Below are 16,046 nucleotides of genomic sequence, written 5' to 3'. Positions count from 1 at the left end.
AGCGCCCGCTCCCGCTCCACCAGCAGCGGCAACACCTCCGAAGCGGTCACCAGCTCCCGCAACGGATACCGGGCCAGCACCGCCTCCACCTCCGGTGTCAACGCCCCCGCGAGCCGTGCCGAGGCAGGCAGCGTCTCGTCCCGGAGGGCGTCCGCGGCGGCCCGGAGCACCTTGCGCAGGCCCTCGCCCTTGGGGACACCGGCGGCGGCCCGCTCGTACAGGCGCGCGCCCTCCTCCAGGACGAGTTCGGTGTCCATCCCGGCCGGGATCTTGATCTGGGCGTGGTGGCGCCAGGTGGCGATGGGATCGCCCCAGGCCTCGACCTGGTAGGTCCACCGGCCCACGGCGTCGGGGGTGACGTCGGCGCCCCAGCGGTCGGTGCCGGGGGCCAGTTCACGCATCGGGGTCCAGGGGCCGGGGCGGCCTTCCGGGTCTCTCAGTACGACATTGGCGGCGACCGCGTCATGGCCCTCGCGGAACACGGTGGCCGAGATCTCGAAGGTCTCTCCGGCGACCGCCTTCGCGGGGCGGCGGCCTCTCTGGACGACCGGGCGGACGTCCAGGACGGGTATGCGCCCGATGCCGTCGCCCGTGGAGGGTGGCTCCGGGGGCGGGGGTCCGGCTGCGGCCGGGCGCCGTTCGGGGGATGGCTCGATGCCGGTCGTCGGGGGTGCTGACGAGTGGTGCGTGGCGGGCATGACCGCTCCTGTCCGCGTCAACGTAGGTGGGCGGATGGCTGTGGGGAGGGGGTCCTGCGGGGTGTTCCCGGATCTGGCTCGGCTTGTACCGCAGGAGCCTTCCCACCCTATTCGGGTGCGCAATCCGGCACTTTGTTAACTACCCACGCGTATATCTACACACAAGATTGACCCTCTTCGAGCCGGAGGGGCCCGGTGCCTGAACTCCGTCCTCAAAGCGCCGGGAACTGGCGGAGTTTGTCCGGCGAAGAGGAACCGCGGCCGTAGATTTTGCCGGAAATCACCTGTGAGGCAAGGGCCTTGACGTCCGCGAGGGTGTCATTTCGGACGGCCGGTGACAGGGAGCGCGGCCGCTCCCGCCGCTTCGGGGGCGCCGCCGACGTACCCGGGCGGCCGGCCTCGGCGGTGTCGCCCCGGGCGCCCACAGGTGCGGAACCGGCCATATCGGCCATGGAGGGTACGTAGGGGTTACGACCGTTTTCGGACGGTCCGGCACGGTTCGGCGCCATGGTTACGACGCCCTCGCACCGATACCGTCGACCGTGACGACGGGACGCACAACGCGGTGCGTCCGTTTCCGCACGCCTGACGAGGGTGGCAATGAAGGCTATCCGTCGCTTCACCGTCCGACCCGTCCTGCCCGCCCCCCTCCGCCCGCTCAGCGATCTGGCGCGCAACCTGCGCTGGTCCTGGCACGCGGAGACCCGTGACCTGTTCCAGTCGGTGGACCCGGAGTGCTGGGCGGCCTCCGGCTGCGATCCCGTACGACTGCTGGGCGACGTACCGCCCGAGCGGCTCGCGGAGCTGGCCGAGGACCCCCGCTTCCTGAGCCGTCTGACGGCCGCCGCCGACGATCTGCACGACTACGTCTCCGGCGAGCGCTGGTACCAGGCCCAGTCCGGCGAACTCCCCGCCGCGGTCGCCTACTTCTCGCCCGAGTTCGGCGTCACGGCCGCCCTGCCCCAGTACTCCGGCGGTCTGGGCATCCTCGCCGGCGACCATCTGAAGGCGGCCAGCGACCTGGGCGTCCCGCTCATCGGTGTGGGCCTGCTGTACCGGCACGGCTACTTCCGCCAGTCCCTGTCCCGGGACGGCTGGCAGCAGGAGCACTACCCCGTCCTCGACCCCCACGAACTGCCGGTGGCCCTGCTGAGGGAGGCCGACGGCGACCCGGCACAGGTCTCCCTGGCCCTCCCCGGCGGCAGGCAGCTGCACGCCCGCATCTGGCTCGCGCAGGTCGGCCGCGTCCCGCTGCTGATGCTCGACTCCGACGTCGAGGAGAACGACCTCGGCGAACGCGGCGTCACCGACCGGCTCTACGGCGGCGGCAGCGAGCACCGCCTGCTCCAGGAGATGCTGCTCGGCATCGGCGGGGTCCGCGCGGTCCGCGCCTACTGCCGGCTCACCGGCCATCCCGCCCCCGAGGTCTTCCACACCAACGAGGGCCACGCGGGCTTCCTCGGCCTGGAGCGGATCGCCGAACTGTGCGCCGAGGGGCTCGACTTCGATGCCGGGTTGGAGGCGGTCCGGGCCGGGACGGTCTTCACCACCCACACCCCGGTCCCGGCCGGCATCGACCGCTTCGACCGGGAGCTGGTCGCCCGGCACTTCGGGGCGGACGCCGAACTGCCGCGCATCGACGTCGAACGCATCCTGCAACTCGGCATGGAGACCTACCCCGGAGGCGAACCCAACCTCTTCAACATGGCCGTCATGGGCTTGAGGCTGGGCCAGCGCGCGAACGGTGTCTCCCTCCTGCACGGCCAGGTCAGCCGTGAGATGTTCTCCGGACTCTGGCCGGGATTCGACCCCGACGAGGTCCCCATCACCTCCGTGACCAACGGCGTCCACGCCCCGACCTGGGTGGCCCCCGAGGTCTTCCGCCTCGGCGCCCGTCAGATCGGCGCCCAGCGCACCGAGGACGCGCTGACGGTCGGCGCCTCGGACCGCTGGGACGCGGTGGGGGAGATACCGGACCAGGACATCTGGGAACTGCGCCGGGTGCTGCGCGAGCAACTGGTGACGGAGGTACGGGAACGGCTCCGGGTCTCCTGGCGCCAGCGGGGCGCCGGGACCGCCGAGCTGGGATGGATCGACGGCGTCCTCGACCCGGACGTCCTCACGATCGGGTTCGCGCGCCGCGTCCCGTCGTACAAGCGGCTGACGCTGATGCTCCGCGACCGCGACCGGCTGATGGACCTGCTGCTGCACCCCGAGCGGCCGATCCAGATCGTCGTCGCGGGCAAGGCGCACCCGGCGGACGACGGTGGCAAGCGCCTGGTGCAGGAGCTGGTGCGGTTCGCGGACGACCCGCGGGTCCGCCACCGGATCGTGTTCCTGCCGGACTACGGCATGGCGATGGCGCAGAAGCTCTACCCCGGCTGCGACATCTGGCTGAACAACCCGCTCCGGCCGCTGGAGGCGTGCGGCACCTCGGGGATGAAGGCGGCGCTCAACGGCTGCCTCAACCTCTCGGTCCTGGACGGCTGGTGGGACGAGTGGTTCCAGCCCGGCTTCGGCTGGGCGATCCCGACGGCGGACGGCACCGGGACCGACCCCGACCACCGGGACGACGTCGAGGCGGCGGCCCTGTACGACCTGCTGGAACAGCGGGTGACCCCGCGGTTCTACGAGCGCGGCCAGAGCGGTCTGCCGGACCGCTGGATCGAGATGGTCCGCCAGACGCTGACGCTGCTCGGCCCGAAGGTGCTGGCGGGCCGTATGGTCCGCGAGTACGTGGAGCGCCTCTACACCCCGGCCGCGCATGCCCACCGCGCGATGACCCCGGACCTGGCCCGCGAACTGGCCGGCTGGAAGGCCCGGGTGCGCGGCGCCTGGTCGGCGGTCACCGTGGACCACGTCGAGACCTCGGTCGCGACGACCACGGCGGAACTCGGCTCCACCCTCGGACTCCGGGTCCGGGTGGGGCTCGGCGAGCTGAGCTCCGAGGACGTCGAGGTGCAGGCGGTGTCGGGACGGGTCGACGAGGAGGACCGGATCACGCACGCGATGACGGTCCCCTTGAAACCCGTGGGCGGCCCGGACCCCGAGGGCCGGTGGGTCTACGAGGGACCGCTGTCACTGGACCGGACAGGGCCCTTCGGATACACGGTCCGCATCCTCCCGGCGCACCGCCTGCTGGCGTCCGGGGCGGAGCTGGGACTGCTGGCGGTGCCTTCGGAGGATGTGGTGGAGGCGGCGGGGGTGCTGATGCGGTGACGCGGAGGGACTGGGCCGGCGGAAGGTCCGGCTCAGTCCTCCTCGCCGCACAGCTTCCGCAACGCCAGCCCGCACCGTCGCGCGTAGGCGTGCTGCAACCCCCGGGTCGCCGGTCCGCCCGCCTTGGAGTACCACTTGGCGGCGCGGCTGAAGGCGTTCACGGTCAGCCACACCGTCCCGTCCCCGGTCCGGTCGACGACGAACGCCTCCTCGCCGGACTCCGGGTGGCCGGCGAGCGTGCCGTAGGCCCAGCCCGCGCGGCGGTGCTCCTCGACCGTCCAGACCACGCGGCACGGGGCCTTGATGACCCCGGCGAGGGTGACCGTGACGTCGACGTCGGGTGCCGCGCGGTCCGCGCCGGCGTCGATGCCGACGCCCATCGCGCGGTGCATCTCCCAGGTCAGCACGGCCTCGGCGGCCCGGCGGAAGACCTGCTCGCCCTCGCCGATGCGGGTGCGGACGTGCAGGGGGCGGAAGCCGGGCGGGCAGAAACCGTTCCGCCGGGTGGCGCCTACGTCGTCGTACGTGAAGGACATGGGAGACAAGGGTAGGGCGGCACCCCGGAATGCCTTCGTCCCGGGTGCCGCCCAGCGAGCCCTGCTCGTGCTAGCTCACGTTGACCGCGGACCAGGCCGCGGCGACCGCCTTGTACTCGGTGCTGGTCGAGCCGTACAGGGCGGAGGCCGCCGAGAGCGTGCCCGTGCGTGCCGCCTTGTAGTTGGTCGTCGACGTGAAGTACGTCGTCAGCGCCTTGTACCAGATCTGGAGCGCCTTCGCGCGGCCGATGCCGGTGACCGTGGAGCCGTTGGACGTGGGCGAGTTGTAGCTCACGCCGTTGATCGTCTTCGCGCCGCTGCCCTCCGAGAGGAGGTAGAAGAAGTGGTTCGCGACGCCGGACGAGTAGTGGACGTCCTTGCTGCCGACCGACGAGGACCAGGAGTCCGCCGAGCCGCCGTCCTTGCTGGGCTTGTCCATGTAGCGCAGCGGGCTGCCGTCGCCGTTGATGTCGATCTCCTCGCCGATGAGGTAGTCGCCGACGTCGCTGGAGTTGGCCGCGTAGAACTCGACACCCGTGCCGAAGATGTCCGAGGTCGCCTCGTTGAGGCCGCCGGACTCGCCGCTGTAGTTCAGACCGGCCGTGTTCGAGGTGACACCGTGGCTCATCTCGTGGCCGGCCACGTCCAGCGAGGTCAGCGGGTGCGTGTTGGACTCGCCGTCGCCGTACGTCATGCAGAAGCAGCTGTCGTCCCAGAACGCGTTGACGTACGCGTTGCCGTAGTGGACCCGGGAGTAGGCCGCCACACCGTTGTTCTTGATACCGGAGCGGCCGAAGGTGGACTTGTAGAAGTCCCAGGTGGTCGCCGCGCCGTAGGCGGCGTCGACGGCCGCGGTCTGGTCGGTGGTGGAGCTGGAGGCGGCTCCGGTGCCCCAGGTGTTGTCGGCGTCCGTGAAGAGCGTGCCCGCGGAGGAGCTGGTGCCGTGGGCCTTGTTGTACGTCTTGTGGCTGCCGCGCGTGCCGTCGGTCAGCTGGTACGTCGAGCCCGACAGGGTGGTCGTCAGGCTGACCGTGCCCGAGTACAGGCTCTTGCCGGTGCCGGTCGCGTTCTCGACGCCCTGGTACTCGAAGAGCTTCTTGCCGGTGGCGGCGTCCGTGATGACGTGCAGCTGGTTCGGGGTGCCGTCGTCCTGGAAGCCGCCGACGACCGTCTCGTAGGCGAGGACGGGGGTGCCCGAGCCGGCCCAGATCACCTTGCGCGCGCCGTCGGCGGCGGTCTTCTCCGAGCCCGCGGCCTTGGCGGCGGACAGCGCCTGCTTCTCGGCCTTGGCGACGGTGAGCTTCGGGGTCAGGGAGGCGACCTTGATGGTCCTGGTCGTCGCCCTGGAGACGCCCTTGGCCGCACCGGACTTCGACTCGTGGACGACCAGGTCGCCACCGAGGACCGGCAGACCGGCGTAGGTGCGCTCGTAACGGGTGTGGACGGTGCCGTCGGCGTCCTTCACGACGTCCTTGACGACCAGCTTCTCCTTGGCGCCGAGGCCTATCTCCCGGGCGGTGTCGGAGGCGTCGGCCTGCTGCTGCTTGATGAGCGTGGTGCGCGCGGCGGGAGACAGCTGGAGGGGGGCGGCGGCGAGGGGGGCCTTGCTCGTCGCTTCCGCCGGGCTCTGCGCCGCGGCGCTGCCGCTGGTCAGGCCGGTGGTGAGGAGAGCTCCGGCCGCCACGGCGGTGGCGATGGCCAGAGTGGTGCGCTTGCGACGCGCGTAGAGGGGGGTCACACAAGCTCCTTAGTGGGGGAGCCCGGCCAGGTTGTGGGGCAACCGGCCCGGGGTGGTTGTGAAGTTGTGCGGCGGGTGTGAGGAAGAGTGGCATCAGGGCCGCATAAATGTCATGACCCCGTCGTGATGTTGGCCGAAAACCGGCGACCGGGTGAACATTTCCGCAATGTAAAGCGGCGTGACCTCGGTCAAGGCCCAACAAGCCCTCGGTAAGGCGCTGGCAAAAAGAGGGCGCCGCCCCGGGGAGTCGAACCACCGGGGCGGCGCCCTGTCCAGGGAAGCCGGCAGGCCGTGCGGCCTACGGGAAGGTGAGCTTCCAGCTGTTGATGTAGCCGGTGTCGATCGCCGCGTTGTCCTGGACCCTCAACTGCCAGGTCCCGTTGGCGACTTCGGAGGACGCGTTCACCGTGTAGGTGGTGTTGATGTTGTCCGCGCTGCCACCGGTGCCATAGGCCTTCAGCGTGTACGCCGAGCCGTCCGGCGCGATCAGCTGGACCTGGAGGTCACCTATGTAGGTGTGCACGATGTCGACCGCCACCGCGAGGTTCGACGGCGCGTTCCCGGTACGGCCCGAGACGGTGATGGAGGACGTCACCGCGGCGCCGTTGTCCGGAATCGATACGTCGGCGGTGTTCTCGAAGGAGGTGCCGCCACCGCCGCCGCCACCGGAGCGCGAACCGACCGCGACACCGGCCCAGGCGTCCTGCACGGCCTTGTACTCGGCGCTCGTGGTGCCGTACAGCTCACCGGCCGCCGCGAGGGTGCCGGTACGGGCCGCCGCGTAGTTGGTCGTGGACGTGAACTTGGTGGTCAGCGCCCGGAACCAGATCTTCTCCGCCTTGTCCCGGCCGATGCCGGTGACCGGGAGGTTGTCCGCGGTCGGCGAGTTGTAGCTGACGCCGTTGATGGTCTTGGCGCCGCTGCCCTCGCTCAGCAGATAGAAGAAGTGGTTGGCGGGACCCGACGAGTAGTGCACGTCGACGGAGCCGATCCCCGAGTACCAGTTGTCCTTGGACGAGCCGTCCTTGCTCGGCTTGTCCATGTAACGCAGCGGCGTGCCGTCGCCGTTGATGTTGATCTCCTCGCCGATGAGGTAGTCACCGACGTCGGAGGAGTTGTTGGCGTAGAACTCGACGGTCGAGCCGAAGATGTCCGAGGTCGCCTCGTTCAGACCGCCCGACTCCCCGCTGTAGTTCAGCCCGGCCGTGTTGGAGGTGAGCCCGTGGGTCATCTCGTGCGCGGCCACGTCGATCGACGTCAGCGGGTTGGCGTTGCCCGAGCCGTCCCCGTACGTCATGCAGAAGCAGCTGTCGGACCAGAACGCGTTGACGTAGTTGTTGCCGTAGTGGACGCGGGAGTACGCCCCGACGCCGTCACCGCGGATACCGCTGCGCCCGTGCACGTTCTTGTAGTAGTCCCAGGTCAGCTGGGCGCCGTAGTGGGCGTCCGCGCCGGCCGACTCCAGGTTCGACGGGCTGCCGTTGCCCCACACGTCGTCCGGGCCGGAGAACAGGGTGCCGGTGCCCGAGGTGCCGCGGTTGAGGTTGTACGTCTTGTGACCGCCGCGCGCGCCGTCGGTGAGGTTGTACGTCGAACCCGACTGCGTGGTGGTGAGGTTGACCGTGCCCGAGTACACCGTGTTGCCGGTGCCGGTCTCGACGGCCTCCCACTGGTACAGCTTGGCGCCCGTGGCGGCGTCGGTGACGACGTGCAGCTCCTGCGGGGTGCCGTCGTGCTGGAAGCCGCCCACGACCGTCTCGTACGCCAGCGTCGGCTTGCCGTCGGCGGCCCAGATCACCTTGCGCGGGGCGCGGTTGACGTCGGGGCTCTTGGCGTCCTCGGCCTTCGCGGCGCCGAGGGCCTGGGTCCTGGCCTTGGCGGCGGGCACGGCGGCCGTGGTGGTGGCCGGTTTGATGGCGGCGCGGGTCGCCTTCACCACGGCCTCGGTGGCGTCCGCCTTCGTGGACTCCACGACGAGGTCGCCACCGAGGACGGGCAGACCGTCGTAGGTGCGCTCGTACCGGGTGTGGATGGTGCCGTTGCCGTCCTTGAGGACGTCACGGACGACCAGCTTCTCCTTGGCGCCCAGGCCCAGTTCCCTGGCCGTGTCGGCCTTGGCGGCGTTGGCCGTGCGCAGCAGTTCGGCGCGCTGGGCGGGTGTGAGCCTGACCGACTCGGCGCCCGGAATGACCTTGCCCGCGGCCGACGGTGCCTTCTCCGGGGCTGCGGACGCGGCGCCCGACTGGACGGCCGCGGCGATCAGGGCGGACACACCGACCAGGGCCACGGCGGCGGCCCTGCGGTGCATGGTGTGGGAGGTGCGTCTGTGGGAGGAACTCTCTCTCAACACTGACTCCTGCGTCTGCGGGCCGCGGGTCGCGCGGCCGGGGGAGACCGGGCGGCGCGTGTGGCCGGCCGGGCAGAACGGGCGTTACGCGTGCGGAAGTCCGGCCACGGCACAGCACTGTGCGGATGCTGTGGGGTTGCTGTGTCGTGACCGTGGGAAGAGTGGCAGCAGTTCGCGGTTTCTGTCAGGACCGCGTCAGGAAGTTGGCCGGAAATCGTCCGTTGCCCGGATGGTCATGTTCGTTATACGGGCAATTCACCTCCACGCCACGGCGGTTCGCCACCGGGGTCACGGCGACCGGTCCCCGTGCCACGACCGCCACAGCGCCGCGTACGCCCCGCCCGCCGCCACCAGCTCCTCGTGCGGGCCGAGTTCGGTCAGCAGGCCGTCCGCCATCACTGCCACCCGGTCCGCGTCGTGCGCGGTGTGCAGCCGGTGCGCGATCGCGATGACGGTACGCCCCTCCAGCACGGCGGCCAGCGCGCGCTCGGTGTGCCGGGCGGTGGCCGGGTCGAGCAGCGCCGTCGCCTCGTCGAGGATCAGGGTGTGCGGATCGGCCAGGACCACCCGGGCCAGCGCGAGTTGCTGGGCCTGCGAGCCGTCGGTGGGGTGACCGCCCTCGCCCAGCGCGGTGTCCAGCCCCTGCGGCAGCTCCCGCACCCAGCCGTCGGCCCCGACCGCGGCCAGCGCGGACCACACCTCCTCGTCCCCGGCGGACGGTTCGGCGATCAGCAGGTTGTCCCGGACCGAGCCCAGGAAGACGTGGTGCTCCTGGGTGACGAGGACGACCTGGCGGCGCAGCTGCTCGGGGCCGAGCTCGACCACGGGTACCCCGCCCACCGTCACGGTGCCCTCCGTGGGCGCGTCGACGCCCGCGACGAGCCGGCTCAGGGTGGTCTTCCCGGCACCCGAGGGCCCCACCACGGCGAGCCGCTCCCCGGGCCGCACGGTCAGGTCGACGCCGTGCAGCACGTCCCGGCCCCGCCCGTAGGAATAGCGCACACCGGTCACGTCGATACGGTCGCCGACCGGCGCGCGGGCGTCCTCACGGGTGTTCCTCGGGGCCTGTGCGAGCCCCTCGACCCGGGCGAACGAGGCGCCGCTGCTCTGGAGTTGCTCGATCCGGACCAGGATCTCGTCCAGTGGCCCCTCGAACTGCCGGAGGTACAGCCCGGCCGCCACGACCGCCCCGAGACTCACCGTGCCGTGCGCGTGCAGGATCCCGCCGATCAGCAGCACGCCCGCCACCGGGAGGAGATACGACACCTCCACCACGGGGAAGAACACCGAGCGCAGATACAGCGTGTGGAATCGCCGGCGCCGCGACTCCTCCAGGGCGTCCCGGCTCGCCGCGACCCGCAGCTCCCGCAGCCCGAACGCCTCCACCGTGCGGGCGCCGGCGGCCGTCGCCGCGAGGATCTCGGCCACCTCCGAGGCCGCCGCGCCCTCGGCGAGATAGGCGGCCCGGGCCCGCCGCAGATACCAGCGCAACACGAACCAGATCGGCGTGAGGCCGAACACCCCGATCAGACCGAGCAGCGGGTCGATCAGGAAGACCGCGCCCAGCAGGAACAACGCCTGCACGATGTTGATGAGCAGCTCGGGCCCGGCGTCGCGGAGCGTGGTGCCGACGGTGGCCACGTCGGCCGTCCCCCGGGCCGTCAGGTCGCCGGTCCCGGCCCGCTCCACCACCGACGCGGGCAGCGCCAGGGCACGGTCGACGAACTCCTCACGGATGCGCGCGAGGGTGCGCTCGCCGAAGCGGTGCCCCGCGTAACGGGCCCAGCGGGCGAGGAGCAGCTGGACCGCCGCGCAGAGGAGGATGCCGAGCGCCGCGCGGTCCACGGCACCGACGCCGGCTCCCGCCTGGACCTGGTCGATGATCCGGCCCAGCAGCCAGGGACCGGCGAGAGCGGCGGCAGCGGCGGCCGCGTTCAGGGAGAGGACACCGAGGAAGGCCCGGCCGTCGGCGCGGACCAGCCGCACGGAGGCCCTGCGTACGTCGGCGGGTTCGGCGACGGGAAGTCGGCCGCCGGTCATCCCAGGACCTCCTCGGAGTCACGGGCGACCAGGGCGCGGTAGCCGGGTTCCTCGGTGAGCAGGCGCCGGTGGGTGCCGGTGGCGGCGACCTTGCCGTCGACGAGGTAGTGCACGGTGTCGACGCGGTCGAGCAGGAGCGGGGAGGTGGTGGTGAGCACGGTCGTACGGCCGGTGCGGGCCGCCTTGAGCCGTTCGGCGACCCTGGCCTCGGTGTGGGCGTCCAGGGCGGAGGTGGGCTCTGTGAGGAGCAGTGTCTCCGGGTCGGCGAGGAGGGCTCTGGCCAGGCGGACGCGTTGGCGCTGGCCGCCGGAGAGGTTGCGGGCCTGGGCGTCCATGGGGGAGTCGAGGCCGTCGGGGAGGGCTTGGACCATGTCCTCGGCCGCGGAGGTGTGGAGCGCCTTGGAGAGTGCGTCGTGTGGTCCGTCGGCGGGTGCCGGTCTGTCGTGGCCGGTCGCGCCGTTCCCCACGCCTCTTCGGGGCGCTACCACCTCCCAGAGTCTTCCCGCGAACAGGTCCGCCTCCTGCTCCGCCATCAGGATGCGGGCCCGTACCTGGGGCAGGGGGATGTCGTTCAGGGGTACGCCTCCCCACAGGACCCCCGACGGCCCGTACCGTCCCAGGCGGTCCACCACCGCAGTCGCGTCCGCCGGGCGGGCACTGACCAGAGCCGTCAGGCGACCCGGGAGGACGCGCACACCCGACTCGGGGTCGTACAGGACCGACGGTCCCGCGGGTGCCTCGCGGGTCCCCGTGTCCGGTTCCGGTTCCAGGCGCAGGAGCGCTACGACCCTCCGCGCGGCCACCACACCCCGGCCGAGCTGGTAGCCCCAGTCCACGAAGTACGACACCGGGCGCACCAGGACCGCGACATAGCCGTACACCGAGACCAGCTCGCCCACGGTGAGGGCGCCCTGGGCCGCCGTCCGGGCCGCCATCCAGGTCACCACGGCGAGGTACAGGGTCGGCAGGCCGACGCCGAGGGCCTGCATCCAGCTGGTGACCGAGCCGACCCGGTAGCCCTGGCGGCGCAGACGGGCCGAGTCGCGACGGAAGGCGTCGGCGACCAGGCCCTTGCCCCCGAGACCGTTGAGGACGCGCAGGCCGCCCGCGAGGTCGCCGATGCGGGCCGTGAGAAGGCCCTGGCGCTCCCGGTACTCGGCCTCGGTGTCCTGGAGCCGGCGCAGCAGAGGGCCGACGAGCAGGGCGATCAGCGGCATCCCGAGCAGCACCACCACGGTGAGCCGGACGGAGACGGTCAGCAGCAGTGTGCTGACCGCGAGGTAGGCGGCGACCGCGCCGACGCCGGGGCCGACCACGGTCAGCGCGGAGCTGATCTGGGCGACGTCCCCCACCCCGATCGTCACGATCTCCCCGGTCCTGACCTGCCGCGGCAGCGCGGCCCCGAGCCGTACCGCGTGTCCCACGACGACCTTGACCGTGCGGAAGTTGGCGTCCATCCGCACCCGGGTCATCGTGCGGTGCCGCATGATGCTCAGCCAGGCGTTGAACGCGCCGACCACGATCAGCAGCCCGGTCCACAGGACGAGAGCACCCCTGTCGTCCTTCTGGAGGCCCTCGTCCACGGCGCGGGCCATCAGGAAGGGCGTCGCCGCCAGCAGCACCATCCACACGCTGCCCAGCAGTGCCCCGGCCGCCGACCGGCCCGCCTGGCACCGCACGAGCCACCACAGGTACCTCCAGCCGCCCCGCGCATCGGGCGTGCCGGGATCCTCGTACGCGTCGATCACCTGTCGTTCCCCCGATCCCCTACGCCAGGCTGTCCCGCCACGCCCGGTGCAGATCCGCGAACCTGCCCGTCCCCGCGACGAGTTCGGCGGGCGGGCCGTCCTCGACGATCCGGCCGTGCTCCATCACCAGCACCCGGTCGGCGATCTCGACCGTGGAGAGCCGGTGGGCGATCACCACGGCGGTACGGCCGTGCAGGACCGTCGACATCGCGCGCTGCACGGCCCGTTCACCCGGGATGTCCAGCGAACTGGTCGCCTCGTCCAGGATCAGCACCGCCGGATCGGCCAGCAAAGCCCGCGCGAACGCGACGAGTTGGCGCTGGCCGGCGGAGATCCGGCCACCCCGTTTGCGGACGTCCGTGTCGTAGCCGTCGGGCAGGGCGCTGATGAACTCGTGGGCGCCGATGGCCTTCGCCGCCTGCTCGATGTCCTCGCGGGTCGCCTCCGGGCGACCGATGGCGATGTTGTCGGCGACCGTGCCGGAGAACAGGAAGGCCTCCTGCGTCACCATGACGACCCCGCGCCGCAGTTCGGGCACGGCCAGATCGCGCAGGTCGACGCCGTCGAGCAGGACCCGGCCCTCCGAGGGGTCGTAGAAGCGGGCCAGGAGCTTGGCGAGGGTCGACTTGCCGGCGCCGGTCGAGCCGACCACCGCGACGGTCTGCCCGGCGGGCAGGGTGAGGTCGAAGCGCGGCAGGACCTCGCCCCCGGTGCGGTAGGCGAAGCACACACCGTCGAAGACGACCTCGCGGCCCGGGTGCTCGGACTTCAGGGCGGGCAACTGCGCGGGAGCGGACGGCTCCGGCACGGACGGCGTCTGTGCGAGCAGGCCCGCGATCTTCTCCAGGGAGGCCGCCGCCGACTGGTAGGAGTTGAGGAACATGCCGAGCCGGTCGATCGGGTCGTACAGCCGCCGCAGATACAGCACCGCCGCCGCCAGCACCCCCAGCTCCAGCGTGCCGCCCGCGACCCGGTAGGCGCCCCACAGCACGATCAGCGCGACCGCGACGTTGGCGACCAGCCGGGAGCCGACCACATAGCGGGCCATCTCGATGAGCGCGTCGCCGTTGGTGCGCTCGTGGCGCCGGTTGAGCACGGCGAAGTCGGCGTCGTTGGCCGCCTCACGGCGGAAGGCCCGCACCGGGCGGATGCCGTTCATCGTCTCGACGAACTTCACGATGACGGCGGCGATGGCGGTGGAGCGCCGGGTGTACACCTCGCCCGCGCGCCGCTGGTAGACGCGGACCAGGAGGTGGAGCGGCACGAAGGAGGCCACCGCCACCGCGCCGAGGCCCAGGTCGAGCCAGAGCAGCAGCGCCGCGATGAACACGAAGGACAGGATGACCGTCACCAGCTCCTGGAGCCCCTCGCTGAGGAGTTCGCGCAGCGACTCCACGTCCGCGGTGGAGCGGGAGATCAGCCGGCCCGAGGTGTAGCGCTCGTGGAAGTCGACACTGAGGGCCTGGGCGTGCCGGAAGATCCGGCCGCGCAGGTCGAGCAGCACGTCCTGGTTGACCCGGGCCGAGACGAGGATGAACAGGTACTGGAACCCGCCCGCGGCCAGCGCGCACAGCAGATAGCCGACGCCCACGGCGACCAGCGGCCCGTGCCGGTCCTCGCGGAACGCGGGCACCGCGCGGTCGATCGCGTAGGCCACCAGCAGCGGGCCCGCCTGCACCGCCGCCTGCTGCAACAGCAGCAGCAGCGCGGCGCCGAGGACCCGCGCCCGCATCGGTGCGAGCAGGGAGCGCAGCAGGTCGGCGGTGGCGCGCGCCGGGGTGGGCAGGACGTCACGGTCGAAGGGGTCGCCCTTCCCCGCGCGGACGTCCGGTTCCTCGTCGGCGGTGGCGGGCACGGCCTTCGTCGGCGCGGTCATCGGTCGTCCTCCGTCTCCCCGGCCCCCGCCATGAGGTGGGCGTACTCGGCGTTGGCGCGCAGCAGTTCGTGATGGGTGCCCACGGCGGTGATCCGGCCGCCGGACAGCAGGGCGACCCGGTCGGCCAGCAGCACGGTCGAGGGGCGGTGCGCGACGATCAGCGCGGTCGTCTCCGCGAGCACCTCCCGCAGCGCGGCCTCCACGGCGGCCTCGGTGTGCACGTCCAGCGCGGACAGCGGGTCGTCGAGCACGAGGAAGCGTGGCCGTCCGACCACCGCCCTGGCCAGGGCGAGCCGCTGGCGCTGTCCGCCGGACAGGCTGAGGCCCTGCTCGCCGACCTGGGTCGCGGTGCCCTGGGGGAGGTCGTGCACGAAGCCGGCCTGGGCGACGGCCAGGGCCCGGTCCAGGTCCCCGGCCTCGTCGCCCATGAGGACGTTCTCGCCGACGGTGGCGGAGAAGAGGGTGGGTTCCTCGAAGGCGACCGCGACCTTGGAGCGCAGCTCCTGGCGGGACATGGCGGTGATGTCCTCGCCGTCCAGCGTGATGCGCCCCGAGGTGAGTTCGTGGAGGCGCGGGACGAGCGCGGTGAGGGTGGTCTTGCCGCTGCCGGTGGCACCGACCAGCGCCATGGACTCGCCGGGGCGGATGTGCAGGTCGATGCCGTCGAGGACGGGCGCGGAGTCCTCCGGGGCGTCGGGGTAGCGGAAGACGACCTGCTCGAACCGCAGCCCGCTGTCCCCGCGGCCGCTGTCGGCCACGGTCACCGTCTCGTCCTCCGGCACCTCGTCCATCACCTCGAAGTACCGCTGCGTCGCGCTCGCCGCGTCCTGGCTGATCGCCAGCAGGAAGCCGATGGAGTCGACGGGCCAGCGCAGTGCCAGAGCCGTCGACAGGAACGCCACCAGGGTCCCCGCCGACAGGTCCCCGTCCGCCACCTGCACGGAGCCCAGCACCAGGGTCGCCCCGATGGCGACCTCCGGCAGCGTGACGATGACACCCCAGATCGACGCCAGCAGCCGGGCCTTGCGCAGTTCCGTGCCGCGCAGGGTCCGCGACAGCTCACGGAACGCCCGCGCCTGGCTCCGGTGCCGTCCGAAGCCCTTGATGATCCGGATGCCGAGGACGCTCTCCTCGACGACCGTGGTCAGATCGCCGACCTGGTCCTGGGCGAGCCGCGCCACCTCGAAGTACCGGCGCTCGAAGAGCACACAGGTGATCATCACGGGCACCGCCGGTCCGAGGATCACCAGCCCGAGCGTCCAGTCCTGGAGCAGCATGATGATCACGCCGACGAGGATGGTGATCCCGTTGACCAGCAGGAACGTCAGCGGGAAGGCCAGGAACATGCGCAGCAGCATCAAATCGGTGGTGCCCCGGGACAGCAGCTGTCCCGACGACCACCGGTCGTGGAAGGACACCGGCAGCCGCTGGAGGTGCCGGTACAGGTCCGCCCGCATCTCGGCCTCGACATGCGACAGCGGCCGTGCCACCAGCCAGCGCCGCAGCCCGAACAGCAGCGCCTCCGCGCACCCGAGCAGCAGCAGGTACAGCGCGCCGAGCCAGACACCCGCCGGGTCCTGGTCGGCCACGGGGCCGTCCACCATCCACTTCAGGACGAGCGGGATCACCAGCCCCGTGCAGGAGGCGACGACCGCCACGAACGCGGCGGTGGCCAACCGGGCCCGGACGGGCCGGACATAGGGCCACAGGCGCAGCAGGGTGCGGACGGCGGAACGTTTCTGGGCGGGTGCGGGTGTCGTGGGCATCAGCAGCGAGCCTACGGACCGGCACTGACGACGACGATCGAGTTTTGGCCGGACCCCGATCCGGCCACGCTCCTACGA

At 71.7% G+C, this 16,046-nt stretch carries 9 protein-coding genes; 1 reads left to right on the top strand and 8 read right to left on the bottom strand.

Translation table 11 applies throughout. From position 1 onward, the window contains the following. Nucleotides 1–698 (bottom strand): maltotransferase domain-containing protein (locus ACH41F_RS28920; protein ID WP_398838123.1); only part of this gene is annotated, 698 nt, incomplete at its 3' end. Nucleotides 699–1,298: 600 nt separating this feature from the next. On the opposite strand from ACH41F_RS28920, the gene ACH41F_RS28915 reads away from it, so the two are divergent. Next, the gene (locus ACH41F_RS28915) at nt 1,299–3,917 is read left to right on the top strand and encodes a glycosyltransferase family 1 protein (protein WP_398838122.1); all 2,619 of its coding nucleotides are present in this window, start codon (nt 1,299–1,301) and stop codon (nt 3,915–3,917) included. Between the two features lie 32 nt (nt 3,918–3,949). Here ACH41F_RS28915 and ACH41F_RS28910 read toward each other — a convergent pair whose 3' ends face one another. The 7 genes from ACH41F_RS28910 to ACH41F_RS28880 all read right to left on the bottom strand — a co-directional run bounded on the left by ACH41F_RS28910 (nt 3,950) and on the right by ACH41F_RS28880 (nt 15,968). Continuing rightward, nucleotides 3,950–4,453: a DUF1990 family protein gene (locus tag ACH41F_RS28910; RefSeq protein WP_391232663.1), complete on the bottom strand. Its 504-nt coding sequence runs from the start codon at nt 4,451–4,453 to the stop codon at nt 3,950–3,952. A gap of 70 nt (nt 4,454–4,523) precedes the next feature. Continuing rightward, nucleotides 4,524–6,191, bottom strand: a complete 1,668-nt coding sequence (locus tag ACH41F_RS28905) for a M4 family metallopeptidase (RefSeq protein ID WP_398838120.1) — start codon at nt 6,189–6,191, stop codon at nt 4,524–4,526. Nucleotides 6,192–6,489: 298 nt separating this feature from the next. Continuing rightward, nucleotides 6,490–8,499: a M4 family metallopeptidase gene (locus tag ACH41F_RS28900; protein WP_391232661.1), complete on the bottom strand. Its 2,010-nt coding sequence runs from the start codon at nt 8,497–8,499 to the stop codon at nt 6,490–6,492. Nucleotides 8,500–8,826: 327 nt separating this feature from the next. Continuing rightward, nucleotides 8,827–10,578 carry an ABC transporter ATP-binding protein gene (locus ACH41F_RS28895; protein ID WP_398838118.1) on the bottom strand — a complete coding sequence of 584 codons (1,752 nt, stop codon included), beginning with the start codon at nt 10,576–10,578 and terminating at the stop codon, nt 8,827–8,829. Further along, on the bottom strand, nt 10,575–12,326 hold the full coding sequence (locus ACH41F_RS28890) for an ABC transporter ATP-binding protein (RefSeq protein ID WP_398838117.1): 1,752 nt from the start codon (nt 12,324–12,326) through the stop codon (nt 10,575–10,577). The genes ACH41F_RS28895 and ACH41F_RS28890 overlap by 4 nt, the downstream gene beginning before the upstream one ends. 19 nt (nt 12,327–12,345) lie before the next feature. Beyond that, a complete protein-coding gene (locus tag ACH41F_RS28885) occupies nt 12,346–14,202 on the bottom strand; it encodes an ABC transporter ATP-binding protein (protein ID WP_398838116.1) in 1,857 nt (618 codons plus the stop codon). After that, the gene (locus ACH41F_RS28880; RefSeq protein ID WP_391232655.1) at nt 14,199–15,968 is read right to left on the bottom strand and encodes an ABC transporter transmembrane domain-containing protein; all 1,770 of its coding nucleotides are present in this window, start codon (nt 15,966–15,968) and stop codon (nt 14,199–14,201) included. The genes ACH41F_RS28885 and ACH41F_RS28880 overlap by 4 nt, the downstream gene beginning before the upstream one ends. Nucleotides 15,969–16,046: the final 78 nt, after the last annotated feature.

It is taken from the genome of Streptomyces sp. NPDC020489 (assembly GCF_044386545.1).
Classification (GTDB): Bacteria; Actinomycetota; Actinomycetes; order Streptomycetales; family Streptomycetaceae; genus Streptomyces.
This window is presented reverse-complemented; position numbering and strand designations above follow the sequence as displayed.